The organism is Pseudomonas sp. AU11447 (assembly GCF_001672555.2).
GTDB classification, from domain to species: domain Bacteria; phylum Pseudomonadota; class Gammaproteobacteria; order Pseudomonadales; family Pseudomonadaceae; genus Pseudomonas; species Pseudomonas nitroreducens.
Map to the genome: position 1 here is coordinate 60,453 of NZ_LZDG02000052.1, position 16,542 is coordinate 76,994.

Here is a 16,542-nt window from a genome sequence, read left to right on the forward strand (position 1 = left end):
CGGGGCTGCCTGTAGCGATGGAAAACCTCAATAGTGCCGTAGAGACGCTGGTCCACGGCTCCAACACGCTGTTCCTCCTGATGGGCGCGGTCATGGTGCTGGCCATGCACGCGGGCTTCGCCTTCCTGGAAGTTGGCACGGTGCGCCTGAAGAACCAGGTCAATGCGTTGTCGAAAATTCTCTCGGACTTCGCTATTTCGGCCCTGGCCTACTTCTTCGTCGGCTACTGGATCGCCTACGGCGTGACCTTTCTGCAGCCGGCGGCGCAGCTGACGCACGAAAACGGCTACGCGCTGGTGAAGTTCTTTTTCCTGCTGACCTTCGCTGCAGCGATTCCCGCGATTATTTCGGGCGGCATCGCCGAGCGGGCAAAGTTCGGCCCGCAGTTGATGGCGACCGCGCTGATCGTCGCCTTCGTCTATCCCTTCTTCGAAGGGTTGATCTGGAACGGCAACTTCGGCTTCCAGGACTGGCTCAAGGCCGAGTTCGGTGCGGCCTTCCATGATTTTGCCGGTTCCGTGGTGGTGCACGCCTTTGGCGGCTGGCTGGCGCTGGCGGCGGTGGTCCTGCTAGGGCAGCGCAATGGCCGTTATCGCGAAGGGCGCCTGGTGGCCTTCGCGCCGTCGAACATTCCATTCCTGGCGGCGGGCTCCTGGATTCTCATCGTCGGATGGTTCGGCTTCAACGTAATGAGCGCTCAGTCGCTGGCCGGCGCCAGCGGCCTGGTGGCGGTGAACTCACTGCTGGCGATGGTCGGCGGCACGGTGGCGTCGCTGCTGGTTGGCCGCAACGATCCGGGCTTCCTGCACAACGGCCCGCTGGCCGGGCTGGTCGCAGTCTGTGCCGGTTCCGACCTGATGCATCCCATCGGCGCCCTGGCCACTGGCATGGTGGCGGGCGCGCTGTTCGTCTGGGCATTTACCGCGACCCAGGTGCGCTGGAAGATCGACGACGTGCTCGGTGTCTGGCCGCTACACGGTTTGTGCGGCGCCTGGGGCGGCATCGCCTGCGGGATCTTCGGGCAGCAGGCGCTCGGCGGCTTGGGCGGTGTGAGTCTTGCCAGTCAGGCGATCGGCACATTGCTGGGAGTTGTTGTGGCCTTCGCCGGTGGTCTGCTGGTGTACGGCCTGGTTAAGTCGGCAGTGGGAATTCGCCTGACGAAGGAAGAGGAGTATTACGGCGCCGACCTGTCGATCCACAAGATCGGGGCGCTCAGCCAGGACTGAAGGATATTGTAGGAGCGAGCTTGCTCGCGAACGCTTCGCGCCGGAGTGGCGGTAGAGAGGTTCGCGAGCAAGCTCGCTCCTACAAAAGAGCAAGAAAAAGCCCGGCATCTGCCGGGCTTTTTCGTCATGCCGCGAGGGTTACCAGAGCGGCATGGTGTAGCTGACGATCAGACGGTTCTCGTCGTAATCGTTGGTGTAGTTGGTGCGCATGGTCGCGTTACGCCACTTCACGCCCAGGTTCTTCAGCGGGCCGTCCTGGAAGACATAGGCGATGTCGGTGTCGCGTTCCCATTCCTTGCCTTCGCCGTCGGTGGTGATCAGGTCGATGTTGTCGCCCTTCACGTAGCGGGTCATGAAGGTCAGGCCGGGGATGCCGAGCCCGGCGAAGTTGTAGTCGTAGCGCGCCTGCCAGGATTTCTCGTCCTTGTTGGCGAAGTCGCCGATCTGGATGTAGTTCACCAGGTAGGGGTCGGTACCGTTGATGTAGGCGAAGCCGGTGTCGCCGCTCATCTTCTGGTAGCCGAGGCCGAAGGCGTGGTAGCCCAGGGCATAGGTGAACATGGCGTTGAGCGCCTTGTTGTCGACGTTGCTGCCGCCGTCGTCATCGGACTTGGCCCAGCGGATGTCGGATTTCAGCGACTGCTTGTCGGCGATCGGCAATACGTGGATCAGGCCCAGGTAGTGCTGCTTGTAGATGTCTTCCAGGCCGCCGTAGTGGTAGCTGGTGCTGAGGCTGTCGGTCCACTTGTAGGTGAGGCCGCCGAACAGGAACTTGTTACTCGTGGTGGCATCGCCCAGCTTGATGTTGCGCTTGCCGCCACCGGTGATGGTCATGTCCTCGTAGTCGGAGGAGTCGCGCTGGTTCACCTGGTAGAGGCGGCCGCCATCGACGGTCAGGCCGTCGAGTTCCGCGGAGTTCAGGGCGAAGCCGCTGAAGGTTTGCGGCAGCAGGCGGGTGTCGTTGTACTGCACCACCGGCATCTTCGGCAGCAGGGTGCCGGCTTTCAGGGTGCTCTTGGACGCGCGCAGCTTGGCGGTGATGCCCAGGTCCCCGTAGCTGTCCTCGGCGCGGCCGTCGCTGCGCGAGCGCTGCAGCAGGCCGGTACCGCTGCGGTCAGGCGAGGAATCGAGTTTCAGGCCCAGGGTGCCCAGGGCATCGACGCCAACGCCGATGGTGCCGTCGGTGTAGCCGGACTCGTACTTGAGGATGAAGCCCTGGGCCCACTCCTCGGCCTTGTTCTGGGCAGGGGTGGGGCTGTCCTGGCGGAAGTCGCGGTTGAAGTAGAAATTGCGCAGTTCGACGGTGGCCTTGCTGTCCTTGATGAAGTCAGCGTGGGCGAGTGTCGGAAGGATAAAGCTGGTACCCAGCGTGGACAAAGCCACGGCACGGGCGATCGGGGTCTTGCTCATTGTTATTGTCTCCTCGAGCGCTTGGGGCAGTTCGGTGATACCGGTGGATCGGGCCGGCATGTCGATCTGTTACAGCCTACCTACTAAATCATTACCGAATGTTGACGACCCTTAGACCTTAGTCGCTGATTAGTGAGCTGGCTATTGAAGCGCCGAGTGGCGGCTGGCGTGGCTTTCAGTCGATCCAGCGGGGGTAGTAGCCGAGTTTGTCCTGCACCTGGGCATCGTGGGCCGGCACGACGGTCAACTTTGGATACGCAAGCATCAGTTCGTGCACACGGGCCACTTCCGCCAGGGTCTGGTCGCGGTCGCTGTCCACCAGTCTGCGGCTGACCCAGAATTTCTCGCGGGGGCCGGTGAAGCCGGACAGGCGCCAGGTGGTATCGCCGCTGAAGAAGAAGCGCCGCCCGTCATCGAGGGTGATGAACAGGCCGACCGAGCCGGGCGTATGGCCGCGCATCGGTACCAGCACCAGGCTGCCGTCGCCGAACAGGTCGAGGCTGCGCTCATAGCCCATGAAGGGGCCGGATTCGAACTGGAACGGCACCCATTTCACCGGATGGCGGAACTGGCTGGGGAATACCGCCGGAGGCTGGGCAATGTGGGCATAGTTGATTTCCTCGTAGGTTGCCCAGACCGGCACGTCCGGGAAGTCGGACAGGCCGGAGGCGTGGTCCCAGTGGGCATGGGAGAGAATGATCCGGTCGATGCGGATGCCGCTGCCCTGCAACTGCTCGCGGGCTGGTTTCAGGCCTTCGTACTGGAACAGTGGCTTGTCCCACCAGGGCATGTCCTGCTTGAACTGCGCGTCCGCCTGGCTGCCCAGTCCGGTATCGAACAGCAGGGTTGCCGCGTGGTGCTGGATCAATACTGCGGTGTGGTTGAGCGGGACCTTCTGTGTCCAGTCGCCGCCCGCCACGGTGAATGCATCCAGGGTGGTGACACCGGAGGTGCGGATCAGCGAGAAGCGCAGGTCGGCGGCCTGGCTGTTCAGGCAGGCAAGGGCGAACAGCCCGGCCAGCAGCAGGGATGGCAGACGCATCGAAGTTTCCTTTCGTGGAGCGGAGAAGGGCGCCGCCAGGTTCGCGGCGGCGCGCAGATTCAGAGGGCGGGTTGTGCGACGTAGCCGGGCAGGGCGCGCACGCGGGCCAGCCAATCCTGCACATAGGGATAGCCGGATGGCTCGAGCCCGCCTTCCGGCGCCAGGGCGACGTAGGGGTAGACGGCAATGTCGGCGATGCTCGGCTTCTCCGTCTGCGCCAGCCAGCGGTGGTCGGCCAGCGTCGCGTCCAGCAGTTCCAGCGCATGGCGGCCCTTGGCCTGCGCCATAGCCAGGTCGCCGGGGCGCTTGAACAGCTGGATCACCCGTGCCAGGGCCAGGCCGTGCTGCACCTCGTTGGCTGAGAAGCTCAGCCAGTTGGCGATTCGCCCCTGGGTCATGGCGTCCTGGGGATGCCAGTGCGGCTCGCCGTACTGCCGCGCGAGGTAGGCCAGGATGGCGTGGGAGTCGCCCAGGCGCAGTTCGCCGTCTTCCAGCGCGGGCACCTGGCCGCGTGGATTGATTGCCAGGAAGGCCGGGCGCTTGTGCGCGCCGCCCTGCAGGTCCACTGGCACCAGTTCAGCCTTGTGGCCGATGAGCCCGAGGAACAGACGAACCTTGTAGCAGTTACCGGAAAGCGCGACGTCGTGGAGTTTCATGGCGAGAGCCCTGTGCATTGTTGTGGGGACGGCGGAATAGATATTAGACAGACAGGTCTGTATAGTTCAAGCAAAATGACCGTCCACCAATCGGCACTTGCGCGGCCCTCCCTGCAACGCTCCGGCTCCCCATGGGCGCCGAGCCTCGCGCATAATGTCGGGTCAGGAGGTAATGCCATGGCATCCAGCAAACGCGAGCTGCTGCTCACCACCGCCCAGGACCTGTTCTACCGCGAGGGCTACCACGCCACCGGCATCGACCGCATCCTTGCCGAGTCGGGCGTGGCGAAGATGACGCTGTACAAGCACTTCAAGTCCAAGGACGAGCTGATCATGGCGGCGCTGGAAGAGCGCCACGCCCGCATGGTCGAGCGCATGGAGGTGGCCGGACGCATCCTCGCGCCGCGCGAGTCGATCCTGGCGATCTTCGACGGCCTGCAGGAGGTGCTCGACAGCCCGGACTTCTGCGGCTGCGCCTTCATCCACGCCGCGGGCGAATTCCACAACCGCGAACACCCCATCCACCAGCAGGCCGCTGAGCACAAGGCTTTCCTCGGCCGCTTCTTCGCCGCCCAACTGATGCGCCTTGGTGCTGCGGAGCCGGAGGCTCTGGCCCGCCAACTGCAATACCTGCTCGAGGGCGTGCTGGTGATGGCGCATATGCAGGGCCCGGCGCAGCAAGGGCGAGAAGCCCGCGCCATGGCCGATACCTTGCTCAAGCACGCCGGAGTCTGAACCCATGCCGCCAACCCTGGAGCCTCACATGCCCCCGGAATGCCAACTCTTCGGCACCCTCGGCTGCCATCTCTGCGAAGTGGCCGAAGCCGTGTTGATGCCCTTTGTCGAACACGGCCTGCTGGTCGAGTTGGTGGACATTGCCGATCGCGAGGAATGGGTCGAGCAATACGGCTTGAGCATTCCCGTGCTGCGCCGCTGCGATTCCGGCGCCGAGCTGAACTGGCCCTTCGACGCCGAACAGGTCGCCACTTTCCTCCGCCGCTGATGCCTTTGGCGGCTTTTCCTCTCCTCAATCAACTGATGCGAGGCGCATAGCAATGAAGATCGGATTTCTCGGATTGGGCGGCATGGGTGCTGCCATGGCTGCAAACCTCATCAAGGCCGGCCACCAGGTCGTTGTCTGGAACCGTTCGCCAGCTGCTGCCGAGCCCCTGGTGGCGCTGGGTGCCGTTGCCGCCACCACGCCTGTGCAGGCTTTCGACGTCGAGCTGGTGATTTCCATGCTGGCCGACGACAACTCCACCCGCGCCGTGCTGCTGGACAGCGGCGCCCTGGCCTCGGCCAAGGCCGGGCTGGTGCACCTGAGCATGGCCACGCTGTCCACCGCCCTCGTCACCGAACTGGTGGAGCTGCACCGCGAACAGGGCGTCGAGTTCGTTGCTGCGCCGGTGTTTGGTCGCACCGACGTTGCCGCCGCCGGCAAGCTGAACATCCTGGTCGCCGGCCCCGAGACGGCTATCGCCAAGGCGCAGCCGGTCCTTGATGTGCTGGGACAGAAGACCTGGCCGCTGGGCGACGACCCTTTGCGCGCCGTTGCGGTGAAAATCGCCGGCAATTTCATGATTGCCAGCGCCATCGAAGCGATGGGGGAGAGCACCGCGCTGGTGAAAACCTATGGGGTGGCGCCGGGCGAGTTCATGGAGATCATGGGCAACACCCTGTTCAACGCGCCGGTGTACCGCAACTATGGCGCCCTGATCGCCGAGCAGCGCTTCGATCCGGCGGCGTTCCGCCTGGTGCTGGGCCTCAAGGATGTGGGGCTGGCGTTGTCGGCCGGGCAGGAGCAGCGCGTGCCGCTGCCGTTCGCCAGCGTCCTGCGTGACAACCTGCTCGAAGCCATTGCCCACGGCGATGGCGATCTGGACTGGAGCGCGCTATCGCAGGTGGCGCTGCGCAAGTCCGGGCAGCTCTGATTCGCCCATGAAAAAGCCCGTCCGGCTGGACGGGCTTTTTTGTGCCTGAAGATTGGTCTGCATGAAAAATCGCAGGCAATAAAAAACCCGCCGTTAGGCGGGTTTTTCGGGATTTGGTCGGAGCGACTGGATTCGAACCAGCGACCTTCTCGTCCCGAACGAGACGCGCTACCAAGCTGCGCTACGCTCCGTTTGATGGCGCGCATTCTACCGAAAAACTTTTGACGCACAAGGGGTTAGCGAAAAATATTTTTCGCCCCCCGGTAAAACGCGAACGCCCCGCAGACCGGTCAGGGGCTGCGGGGCGTTTTCACCGCCGGGCGAATCAGAGGTCCTTGACGGTCCGTACCTGATCCTTGTTCACGCGGGCGGTTTTGCCATCCAGCTGTTCGAACTCATAGAAGCCGGATTCTTCGTCGTACTTGGGTTTGTCGACCGACTGAATCTCGCGACCATCGTTCAGGGTGATGACCGACGGAGTGGAGCAACCAGCGAGCACTCCGAAGCCCAGGGCGAGCAGGAAGGCGGGAAGCATCCGTTTGTTCATTAGTGAATCTCCTGATGAGCGAACATAAAGGTACGAAAAGTCTGACAGGGTGCTTCTTGGCATAGTTCCCGGAAAATTTTCGAATACGTCGCTATCGTGCGTGATAGAGCAGCTCTGGCGTGTTGAGATTGGCCAGTCGCGGGTCGTTCGCCGGGCAATCCACTGCCTGCAGCCCCAGGTTCGAGAACACATGGCGCGGGCTGCGGTCGCCCTGGTGCCAGGCCTGTTCTATCGGTTCGCGCATCGCCACGGGAATGATGCTGAACAGCGGCTCCCACTGCGTGCCGCAGCGCAGCATGTGCACGACGTCCGGCGCTTCAGCCGATGCGAGCAGCAGGCGCTCCAGCAACTCGGCGTCCAGCAGCGGCGCATCGCAGGGCAGCACCAGCAGATGTGTATGACGGGCGGTGGCGAGACCCGCGCGAATGCCGGCCAGCGGGCCGGGGAAGTCCGGGCTGTCGTCCTGTACCAGGCGGTCGGCGTAGCCCGCGTAGACGTTCGCGTTGCGGTTGCAGGAGATGATCAGGTCGTCGCTGTACGGGCGGGCCAGGGCAGCGGCGTAGCTCACCAGCGGCTTGCCCTGCCAGTCCAGCAGGCCCTTGTCCTGGCCACCCATGCGCTGGCCGCGTCCTCCGGCGAGAATCAGGACGGAACAGCGGGGTAGCGGGGCTTGTGGCATGTCAGGGTCTCCAGGGCGGGCCTGTGATATAACACCGCGCATTCCAACCTCACAAGCAAGGGCCCTCATCATGAGCCACAAGGCCGAGCAGCCATTCGTCCCGCTGAACATCGCCGTCCTTACCGTCAGCGATACCCGCAACCTGGAGAGCGACACCTCCGGCCAGCTCTTCGTCGACCGTCTTAAGGCCGCCGGCCACAACCTCGCCGCTCGCGTACTGCTCAAGGATGACCTCTATCGCATCCGCGCCCAGGTCGCGACTTGGATCGCCGAGGACGAGGTGCAGGTCGTGCTGATCACTGGCGGTACCGGCTTCACCGGCCGCGACAGCACCCCGGAAGCCGTGACCTGCCTGCTGGACAAGGTGGTGGACGGTTTCGGCGAGCTGTTCCGGCAGATTTCCGTGGCCGACATCGGCACCTCCACCGTGCAGTCCCGCGCGCTCGCGGGTCTGTCCAACGGCACCCTGGTCTGCTGCCTGCCGGGCTCCACCAACGCCTGCCGCACTGCCTGGGACGGCATCCTCGGCGAGCAACTGGACGCCAGTCATCGTCCCTGCAACTTCGTGCCGCACCTGAAGAAGGCGGCGCCCTGCGAGAGCCGCGGATGAGCTGCTGCGACAAGCCCGGCCTGCTGCCGGTCGAGGACGCCCTGGCGCGCTTGTTGGCGCTGGCCGAACAGTCTCCGATCTCCGAGTGCGAAACCTTGCCGTTGGCCGACGCCGATGGCCGCGTGCTGGCCGAGCCGCTGCTGGCCGGCCTGGACCTGCCGCCCTGGCCGAACAGTGCCATGGACGGTTACGCGCTGCGCCTGGCCGACTGGCAGGGCGAAGCGCTGCCGGTAAGCCAGAAGATCTTTGCCGGCCAGGCCGGTGAGCCGCTGCAACCGGGCACCTGCGTGCGCATCTTCACTGGCGCGCCGGTGCCGCAAGGCGCCGACTGTGTGGAAATGCAGGAGAACGCCGAGGTGCTGGAGGATGGCCGTGTGCGCTTCCTTGAAGTAATGGAAGCCGGCCAGCACATCCGCCCGCAGGGCCAGGAAACCCGCAAGGGTGACTGCGTGCTGCCGACCGGCACGCGCATCGGGCCCATCGAGATCGGCCTGGCCGCGTCCCTCGGCCACGCTGAGTTGAAAGTGCGCCGCCGCCCGCGCGTGGCGCTGCTGTCCACCGGCGACGAACTGGTTGAGCCGGGCACGCCGCTGGCGCTGGGGCAGATCTACAACAGCAACCGTCACCTGCTACGCACCTGGCTGCTGCGCTTCGGTTGCGAGGTGGTGGATGCCGGAATCCTTCCAGACGACCTGGAACGCACCCGCGCCGCACTGGCCGATCTGTCGAACGTCGACCTGATCCTCTCCACGGGCGGCGTCTCCGTCGGCGAGGCGGACTTCCTCGGTGCGGCCCTGCGCGAAGCGGGCGAACTGGCGCTGTGGAAGCTGGCGATCAAGCCGGGCAAGCCGCTGACCGTCGGCCACTACCAGGGCGTGCCGGTGATCGGGCTGCCGGGTAACCCCGCATCCACCCTGGTGACTTTCGCGCTGCTGGCGCGGCCCTACCTGAAGCGCCGTCTCGGCATGCAGAAGGTCGAGCCGCTGCGCCTGCAGGTGCCCGCCGGGTTCAACTGGACCAAGCCGGGCAACCGCCGCGAGTACCTTCGCGCGCGCCTGGAGAATGGCCGGGCAGTGCCCTATGCCAACCAGAGTTCCGGCGTGCTGCGCAGCGCGGCCTGGGCGGAAGGATTGGCAGAGGTACGCGAAGGGACGACGGTGGCGGAGGGTGATTGGCTGACCTTCATTCCGTTCAGCGAACTCCTCGACTGATACGTTTGTTGTAGGAACGAGGGGCACGCCCAGTCCTTGCTCGCTCCTGCAGATTTCCTGTGATTATCGATGGGGGTGCAGGAGAGGGTTCATCCGCGATTCGGCCGACAGGGCCGGCCGGTTTGCCATCGCAGACGGAGTCCGCTCCTGCGCAAAGCCACCCACTGTGCGGACGCAGGGAATCACGCCCGCTCAATGAAAAACGCCGGTCTCAGACCGGCGTTTTTTTATGCTGCTGGCGATACTCGCCCGGCGTCTGGTCGGTCCAGCCCTTGAAGCTGCGGTGGAACGAGCGCGACTCGGTAAAGCCCAGGTATTGGGCGATGTCCTGGATCGGCAGGTCGCTGTGTACCAGGTAGTGCTCGGCCAGCTCCTGGCGCAGCTCGTCGAGGATCTGCTGGTAGCTGGTGCCGGCCTGCTGCAGGTGGCGCTGCAGGGTGCGCACCGTCATCTCGAAACGTTCGGCGACACGCTCCTTGCGCGGCAGGCCATCCTTGAGCAGCAGGCGCAGGGCGTTCTTCACCCGCAGCGGCAGCGGTTCGTCGTCGTCCAGCTCGGCCATCAGGGCCAGGGCGTGTTCTTCCAGGGTGCGCAGCAGGTTGGCGTCGGCCTGGCGCAGGGGATAGCTCAGCAGTTGCAGGGGCACCAGCAGGGCGCTGAAGGGTTGCTCGAAACGCACCGGGCAGCCGAATAGCTGCTCGTACTCGGCGATATCGGTACCTTCGGGCTGTGCGTGTTCGAACCAGACTTCCTGCGGCGAGCCGCTGGTGTCGGCGATCCAGCGCGCATACAGCAGCCAGGACGCCAGCACGTTCTCCACCATGTGCCGCCTGATCTGCGCGGCCTCGTGGCGGCAATTCCAGATCAGCTTGATGTGGTCTTCGCCGGGCTCCAGGCGGCTGACACCCATGTCGCCGACCAGCTTCTCGTAGGGAATGATGCGGCCCATGGCTTCGCCCAGGTTGGCGCAGTTCATGGTGATGTAGCCCAGCACGCTCCACGAGCCCGGCTGCACGAAGCGTGCGGAGTGCAGGCCGAACAGCGGGTCGCCGGAATGCGCGCAGAGATGCTGCAGCAGGCGTTCGTGAGCCTCGCTGGGCAGGCGCTGGCTGTTGTCGCTCAGTTGCGAGCGCTCAAGCCCCGCGGCCTTGAGGGCGACGTCCAGGTCCATGCCGAGGGACTCGGCGTGGCGCAGGTATTTCAGCAGTGCAGGGACGGAGGTATAGCCGAGGGAATGCATGGCGTTCGTTCTTGTTCTGGTGTCTCGATCGGCAACTGCGCCTGTCTTGATCCGACAGTGACAGGGCAGGGCGGCTGGCTAGTATAGGCAGCCATCAAGCGGCACCGAAATAGCAATCGAAATTGCAGACAGAGACCCTGAATAAAAGGAGCGGGCATGCGACGCTGGAACGGCTGGGGTGAAGAAACGACGGTGGTGGAACTGCCCGACAACGGGCGCGGTTTTCTCGCCGAACTGGTCGGCCCGGGCCTGACGCTGCCGGACGCGACGCTGGAGCAGGTACTGGCCAAGGTACCGGCCTCGCGCCTGCCCGAGCATCCGCTGGTGGTGCGCGAAGCCCGCGACCGCCTGCTGCACGCCCGAGGCCAGAGCCTGCCGGACTGGCTGGCGATGCGCGAAGGCGAGTTCGGCGTGTTCCCCGATGGCGTGGCCTACCCGCAGACTGCCGAGCAGATCCGCGAGCTGCTGAAGTTCGCCGAGCTCTGGGACTGCCTGGTGATCCCCTACGGCGGCGGTACCTCGGTGGCCGGCCATATCAACCCGCCGGCCTCCGACAAGGCGGTGCTCACCGTATCCCTGGAACACATGAGCCGCCTGCTGGAGCTGGACGAGCAGAGCCTGATCGCCACCTTTGGCCCCGGCGCCAACGGCCCGCAGGTGGAAAGCCAGCTGCGCGCCCGTGGCTATACCCTCGGCCACTTCCCGCAGTCCTGGGAGCTTTCCACCCTCGGCGGCTGGGTTGCCAGCCGCTCCAGTGGCCAGCAGTCGCTGCGCTACGGGCGCATCGAGCAACTGTTCGCCGGCGGCACACTGGAAACCTTCGCAGGTAGCCTGGAGATCCCGACCTTCCCGGCATCCTCCGCAGGCCCGGACCTGCGCGAGGTGGTGATGGGTTCCGAAGGCCGCTTCGGCATCCTCTCGTCGGTGAAGGTGCGGGTCACGCGCATCGCCGACGATGAGCGCTTCTACGCGGTGTTCCTGCCGTCCTGGGAGCAGGCGCTGGAAGGCATCCGCACCCTGGTGCAGGCGCGCGTGCCGCTGTCGATGTTGCGCTTGTCGAATGCAATCGAGACCACGACTCAACTGGCCCTGGCCGGCCATCCGGGGCAGATCGCCTGGCTGGAGCGCTACCTGAAGATGCGTGGCGCGGCCGAGGGCAAGTGCATGCTGACCTTCGGCGTAACCGGCGACCGCGCGCAGAACGCGACGTCGCTGCGCGCCGCGCGGCGGCTGCTCAAGGGCTTCGATGGCGTGTTCACCGGCACCCTGCTGGGCAAGAAATGGGCACAGAACCGCTTCCGTTTCCCCTATCTGCGCGAGGCGCTGTGGGAGAACGGCTACGTGGTGGACACCCTGGAAACCGCCACCGACTGGTCCAACGTCGACAACCTGCTCAACCGTATCGAGGCCAGCCTGCGCGAAGGCCTGGCCGCCGAGGGCGAGCGCGTGCACGTGTTCACCCACCTGTCGCACGTCTACGGCGAGGGTTCGAGCATCTACACCACCTACGTGTTCCGCCCGGCCGCCAGCTATGCGCAGACACACGAGCGCTGGCGCAAGCTCAAGCATGCCGCCAGCCAGACCATCGCCCAGAACCGCGGCACCATCAGCCACCAGCACGGCGTGGGCAAGGACCACGCGCCCTACCTGCCGGTGGAAAAGGGCCCGCTGGGCATGGCGGCGATCAAGGCGCTGGCCGGGCATTTCGATCCCTCCGGCCGGCTGAACCCCGGCACCTTGCTGCAGGACTGAGCCCATGCCTGCCTGGAACGCAGCCTGGCGCGCGCAGGCGCTGCCGGAGCTGGCGGCGCGCGACTGGGACCTGATCGTGGTCGGCGGCGGCATCACCGGCGCCGGCATCCTGCGCGAAGCGGCACGGCGCGGTTGGCGCTGCCTGCTGGTTGAGCAGCGCGATTTTGCCTGGGGCACCTCCAGCCGCTCCTCGAAGATGGTTCACGGCGGCCTGCGCTACATCGCCAAGGGCCAGTTCGGCCTGACCCGTGACTCGGTGCGCGAGCGCCAGCGCCTGCTGGGCGAGGCACCGGGGCTGGTCGATCCGCTGAGCTTCATCATGCCGCACTACCAGGGGGGCTTCCCCGGCCCGCGGGTGTTCGGCACCCTGCTGTCGCTGTACGACGCGCTGGCGGGGCGGCGCAATCACCTGTTTCATCGCCTGGAGGAACTGCGCTACCTGGCGCCGGGCCTGAAGGAAGATCGCCTGCTGGGCGGCACCCGCTTCCAGGATGCGGTAACCGATGACGCGCGCCTGGTCATGCGTGTGCTGGGCGAAGCGCGAGCCGAGGGAGGCGAAGCACTGAATGGTTTGAAGGTGATCGAACTGGATCGCCGCGACGGTCGCGTTCAGGGACTGGTTGCCGAGGACCGCGAGAGCGGCGAGCGCTTCACCTTCCGTAGCCGCGCCGTGGCCTTGGCCACTGGCGCCTGGGCCGATGCGCTGCGGCAGAAGCACGGCAGCGAGCACATCCGCCCGCTGCGTGGCAGCCACCTGTTGCTGCCGGCCTGGCGCCTGCCAGTCACCCATGCGTTCAGCTTCATGCACGGGCAGGACAAGCGTCCGGTCTTTGTCTTCCCCTGGGAAGGGGCGACCGTGGTCGGCACCACCGACCTGGATCACCGGGAAACCCTGGACGATGACGCGGCCATCAGCCGCGAAGAGCTGGAGTACCTGCTGGCCGCCTGCGCGCAGCAGTTTCCTGCTGCGCAGATCACCGCCGGTGATGTGCGCTCCACCTGGGCCGGTGTACGCCCGGTGGTCAGCGATGGTGCCCCCTCGCTCAAGCCGTCGGATGAAAAGCGCGAGCATGCGCTGTGGGTCGAACCCGGGTGCGTGACTCTTGCTGGCGGCAAGCTCACGACCTTCCGCCTGCTGGCGCTGGAGGTGCTTGCCGCTTGTGCGCCAATGCTGGAGCGCCAGCTGGAAACTGCGCCGGACCACGTCTTCGCGGCTGTCGAGGACGTCGTCCTGCCGGGCCTCATTCCTCCTCAGCAGCGCCGCCTGCGCGGGCGCCATGGGCGCTCCTTGCCGGAACTGGCGCGCCTTCTGAACGAGGTGGGCAGCGAGTGTATCGGCCATACCGATTCGCTCTGGGCCGAACTGGCCTGGGCTGCGGAAGGCGAACTGGTGCTGCACCTGGACGACCTGCTGCTGCGTCGCACCCGTATTGGCCTGCTGCTGGCCGATGGTGGCGCTGCCGAGTTGCCGAGGATTCGCGCCTTGTGTCAGCGCCGCCTGGGCTGGGACGACGCGCGCTGGAAACACGAAGAACAGGACTACCTGGAGCTGTGGCGCCGCAGCTACAGCCTTCCGCACTGACCGACTCTCCATGACCAAGAGCCCCATGAATAACAACAACTATCTGCTGGCCATCGACAACGGCACTCAGAGCGTGCGCGCGCTGCTCTTCGATCTCCAGGGCAATCTGGTGGGCAAGGGCAAGGTCGAGCTGGAAGCGTATTTCTCCTCGCAGCCCGGTTGGGCGGAGCAGCACCCGGACTATTACTGGGAGCAGCTGGGCGAGGCGTGCAAGCGCCTGTGGGCCAGTGTCGACATCGACCGCAGCCGCATCCGTGGCGTGTCGCTGACCACCCAGCGCGGCACGGTGATTCACGTCGACGACGCCGGCCAGGCCCTGCGCCCGGCGATCATCTGGCTGGACCAGCGCCGCGCGGAGCTGGGCGATCCGATCAGGGGGCCCTGGGGCTGGCTGTTCAAGCTGGTGGGCGCGCAGGGCGCGGTGGACTACTTCCGCACCCAGGCCGAAGCGAACTGGGTGGCCCAGCAGCAGCCGGACATCCACCAGCGCACCCACAAGCTGCTGCTGCTCTCGGGCTTCCTCACCCAGCGCCTGTGCGGGCGTTACGTGGACTCGGTGGCCTGCAGCGTTGCCTACCTGCCGTTCGACTACAAGAAGCTCGCCTGGGCTGCGCCGCGGGACTGGAAGTGGCAGGCGATCGACGTGCGCCCCGAGCAATTGCCGGAGCTGTACAAGCCCGGTGAGAAACTGGGCGAGATCACCGCCGAGGCCAGTCGCCTGACCGGTATTCCCGAAGGCCTGCCGCTGATCGCCGCTGGCGCCGACAAGGCCTGCGAAGTACTCGGCGCGGGCGCCATCGACCCGACCGTGGCGTGCCTGTCCTACGGCACCACCGCGACCATCAACACCACCCGTTCGCGCTACCTGGAAACCATCCCGCTGATCCCGCCGTACCCGGCGGCGATTCCCGATCACTACAACACCGAGGTGATGATCTACCGCGGCTTCTGGATGGTCAGCTGGTTCAAGCGCGAGTTCGGCCTGCGCGAGATGCAGCGTGCCGAGGAGTTGGGCATCGAGCCGGAGAAACTCTTCGACGAACTGGTCAACAGCGTGCCGGCCGGCTCCATGGGCCTGATGCTGCAACCCTACTGGACGCCGGGCATCCGTGAGCCGGGCCTGGAGGCCAAGGGCTCGATCATCGGTTTCGGCGACGTGCACACCCGCGCGCACATCTACCGCGCCATCCTCGAAGGCCTGGCCTACGCGCTGCGCCAGGGCAAGGAGCGCATCGAGAAACGCTCCGGCACCCGTATTCAGCGCCTGCGCGTGGCTGGTGGCGGCTCGCAGAGCGACGCGGCGATGCAGCTCACTGCCGACATCTTCGGCCTGCCGGCGGAGCGCCCGCACGTCTACGAAGCCTCCGGCCTGGGTGCGGCGATCGATTGCGCGGTGGGGCTGAAGCTTTATCCGGACTTCGCCAGCGCCATCGCCGCCATGACCCGCGTTGGCGACGTCTTCCACCCGCGCCCCGATGCGCAGCGGACCTACGAGCGGCTGTACAACGAGGTCTACCAGCGCATGTACAAGCAGCTCAAGCCGCTGTACCAGAGCATTCGGGAGATCACCGGCTACCCGGCCTGAACCGCCCATTCCCGATTCAGTGATGAAAAGCGAGGAAATTTTCCCGCGCTACTCTGGGTCCATTAGTTGACGCTCAATGGACTACTCGCGAGGAAGCCGACCATGACCCAGCCCAGGGCCCTGCTGATCCTGCACGGCAAGCAAGCCGCCAACGACGAAGTGCGTGCCGCCGTGCTGGCCACGCGCGAAGCGGGGCGCCAGCTGGATGTCAGGGTGACCTGGGAGGGCGGTGATGCTCGGCGGCTGGTGGAGGAGGGCCTGTCGGCGGGATACACCACGCTGATCGCCGGCGGTGGCGACGGCACCGTGCGCGACGTCGCCGAGGCGTTGGTCCAGGCCGGCGGCAAGGCCAGCCTGGCCATCTTGCCGCTGGGCACCGCCAACGACTTCGCCCGCGCCGCCGGCGTTCCGCTTGAACCCGCGGCTGCGCTGGCCTTGCTGGACGTGCTGCCGCGCCCTATCGATCTGGGGGAGGTCGACGGGCAGTTCTTCCTGAACATGGCTACGGGTGGCTTCGGTTCGAAGGTCACCGCCAACACCCCGGAAGACTTGAAGAAGCTGCTCGGCGGCGCAGCCTACCTGCTGACCGGTCTGACGCGCTTTTCTGAAGTCCATGCGGCCCAGGGGCGCTTTACCGGACCGGATTTCGAGTGGGAAGGCGAATTCCTCGCCCTGGGCATCGGCAATGGCCGACAAGCCGGCGGCGGACATGTGCTCTGCCCGCAGGCCACGGCGGATGACGGGCTGCTGGACGTGAGCATCCTGCCCACCCCGCAGGACATGGTCGGTACGCTGGGCGCCTTGCTGGGCAGCAGCGGGTTCGGCACCCAGGACGTCTTCATCCGGGCGCGCCTACCCTGGGTCGAGGTCGAAGCCCGCGAGGGCCTGGACGTCAATCTCGACGGTGAGCCGCTGGAGGGCAGCAAGCTGCGCTTCGAGGTGCGCCCGGCAGCGCTCGCCATGCACCTGCCGGCAGACTCGCCGCTGCTCTCGTCCACTGGGCGGCTCGCTGCCGAACAAGGCTGATCGCGCTGGTCCGAACCGGACAAGTCGTGCATGATGGCGCTCGGC

Annotated in this window: 16 protein-coding genes and 1 tRNA gene; 10 read left to right on the top strand and 7 right to left on the bottom strand. The window is 65.8% G+C overall.

Features of this window, described 5'->3' with window-relative positions; translation table 11 throughout:
• Window positions 1-17: 17 nt before the first annotated feature.
• Window positions 18-1,226, top strand: a complete 1,209-nt coding sequence (locus A6723_RS20475; protein WP_054910459.1) for an ammonium transporter — start codon at window positions 18-20, stop codon at window positions 1,224-1,226.
• 138 nt (window positions 1,227-1,364) lie between these two features.
• Here A6723_RS20475 and A6723_RS20480 read toward each other — a convergent pair whose 3' ends face one another.
• The 3 genes from A6723_RS20480 to A6723_RS20490 all read right to left on the bottom strand — a co-directional run bounded on the left by A6723_RS20480 (window position 1,365) and on the right by A6723_RS20490 (window position 4,334).
• Window positions 1,365-2,636 (bottom strand): OprD family porin, encoded by a 1,272-nt coding sequence (locus A6723_RS20480; RefSeq protein ID WP_054910458.1) that lies wholly within the window; start codon window positions 2,634-2,636, stop codon window positions 1,365-1,367.
• Window positions 2,637-2,811: 175 nt separating this feature from the next.
• The gene (locus tag A6723_RS20485) at window positions 2,812-3,678 is read right to left on the bottom strand and encodes an MBL fold metallo-hydrolase (protein ID WP_082450841.1); all 867 of its coding nucleotides are present in this window, start codon (window positions 3,676-3,678) and stop codon (window positions 2,812-2,814) included.
• Window positions 3,679-3,737: 59 nt separating this feature from the next.
• Window positions 3,738-4,334: a glutathione S-transferase family protein gene (locus A6723_RS20490; RefSeq protein ID WP_054910457.1), complete on the bottom strand. Its 597-nt coding sequence runs from the start codon at window positions 4,332-4,334 to the stop codon at window positions 3,738-3,740.
• A gap of 177 nt (window positions 4,335-4,511) precedes the next feature.
• Between A6723_RS20490 and A6723_RS20495 the strand changes: the two genes are divergently transcribed.
• From A6723_RS20495 to A6723_RS20505, 3 genes are read left to right on the top strand one after another with little or no spacing between them, the layout of a single operon-like run.
• On the top strand, window positions 4,512-5,069 hold the full coding sequence (locus tag A6723_RS20495) for a TetR/AcrR family transcriptional regulator (protein WP_024765068.1): 558 nt from the start codon (window positions 4,512-4,514) through the stop codon (window positions 5,067-5,069).
• 28 nt (window positions 5,070-5,097) lie between these two features.
• A complete protein-coding gene (locus A6723_RS20500) occupies window positions 5,098-5,337 on the top strand; it encodes a glutaredoxin family protein (protein WP_054910456.1) in 240 nt (79 codons plus the stop codon).
• Between the two features lie 52 nt (window positions 5,338-5,389).
• A complete protein-coding gene (locus A6723_RS20505; protein ID WP_054910455.1) occupies window positions 5,390-6,265 on the top strand; it encodes an NAD(P)-dependent oxidoreductase in 876 nt (291 codons plus the stop codon).
• A gap of 114 nt (window positions 6,266-6,379) precedes the next feature.
• Here the strand turns inward: A6723_RS20505 and A6723_RS20510 are convergent.
• From A6723_RS20510 to mobA, 3 genes are all read right to left on the bottom strand, one after another.
• Window positions 6,380-6,456: transfer RNA gene (locus A6723_RS20510), tRNA-Pro, on the bottom strand.
• A gap of 134 nt (window positions 6,457-6,590) precedes the next feature.
• On the bottom strand, window positions 6,591-6,812 hold the full coding sequence (locus A6723_RS20515) for a YgdI/YgdR family lipoprotein (RefSeq protein WP_017519306.1): 222 nt from the start codon (window positions 6,810-6,812) through the stop codon (window positions 6,591-6,593).
• A 91-nt stretch (window positions 6,813-6,903) separates the two neighbouring features.
• A complete protein-coding gene (mobA, locus tag A6723_RS20520) occupies window positions 6,904-7,491 on the bottom strand; it encodes a molybdenum cofactor guanylyltransferase MobA (protein ID WP_054910454.1) in 588 nt (195 codons plus the stop codon).
• Between the two features lie 70 nt (window positions 7,492-7,561).
• Between mobA and moaB the strand changes: the two genes are divergently transcribed.
• Entirely contained in the window at window positions 7,562-8,101 is a 540-nt protein-coding gene (gene moaB / locus A6723_RS20525) for a molybdenum cofactor biosynthesis protein B (RefSeq protein ID WP_054910453.1), read from the top strand.
• Window positions 8,098-9,312 (top strand): gephyrin-like molybdotransferase Glp, encoded by a 1,215-nt coding sequence (glp, locus tag A6723_RS20530; protein WP_054910452.1) that lies wholly within the window; start codon window positions 8,098-8,100, stop codon window positions 9,310-9,312. The genes moaB and glp overlap by 4 nt, the downstream gene beginning before the upstream one ends.
• A 211-nt stretch (window positions 9,313-9,523) precedes the next feature.
• Here glp and A6723_RS20535 read toward each other — a convergent pair whose 3' ends face one another.
• Window positions 9,524-10,552, bottom strand: coding sequence for an AraC family transcriptional regulator (locus A6723_RS20535; RefSeq protein WP_054910451.1), 1,029 nt, complete (start codon window positions 10,550-10,552; stop codon window positions 9,524-9,526).
• Window positions 10,553-10,708: 156 nt separating this feature from the next.
• Here A6723_RS20535 and A6723_RS20540 point away from each other — a divergent pair, with 156 nt between their 5' ends.
• From A6723_RS20540 to yegS, 4 genes are all read left to right on the top strand, one after another.
• Window positions 10,709-12,304, top strand: coding sequence for an FAD-binding oxidoreductase (locus tag A6723_RS20540; protein ID WP_054910450.1), 1,596 nt, complete (start codon window positions 10,709-10,711; stop codon window positions 12,302-12,304).
• Between the two features lie 4 nt (window positions 12,305-12,308).
• Window positions 12,309-13,886: a glycerol-3-phosphate dehydrogenase/oxidase gene (locus A6723_RS20545; protein ID WP_054910449.1), complete on the top strand. Its 1,578-nt coding sequence runs from the start codon at window positions 12,309-12,311 to the stop codon at window positions 13,884-13,886.
• A gap of 25 nt (window positions 13,887-13,911) precedes the next feature.
• Window positions 13,912-15,471, top strand: coding sequence for an FGGY-family carbohydrate kinase (locus A6723_RS20550; RefSeq protein WP_054910448.1), 1,560 nt, complete (start codon window positions 13,912-13,914; stop codon window positions 15,469-15,471).
• A 102-nt stretch (window positions 15,472-15,573) separates the two neighbouring features.
• Window positions 15,574-16,497 carry a lipid kinase YegS gene (gene yegS / locus A6723_RS20555; RefSeq protein ID WP_054910447.1) on the top strand — a complete coding sequence of 308 codons (924 nt, stop codon included), beginning with the start codon at window positions 15,574-15,576 and terminating at the stop codon, window positions 16,495-16,497.
• Window positions 16,498-16,542: the final 45 nt, after the last annotated feature.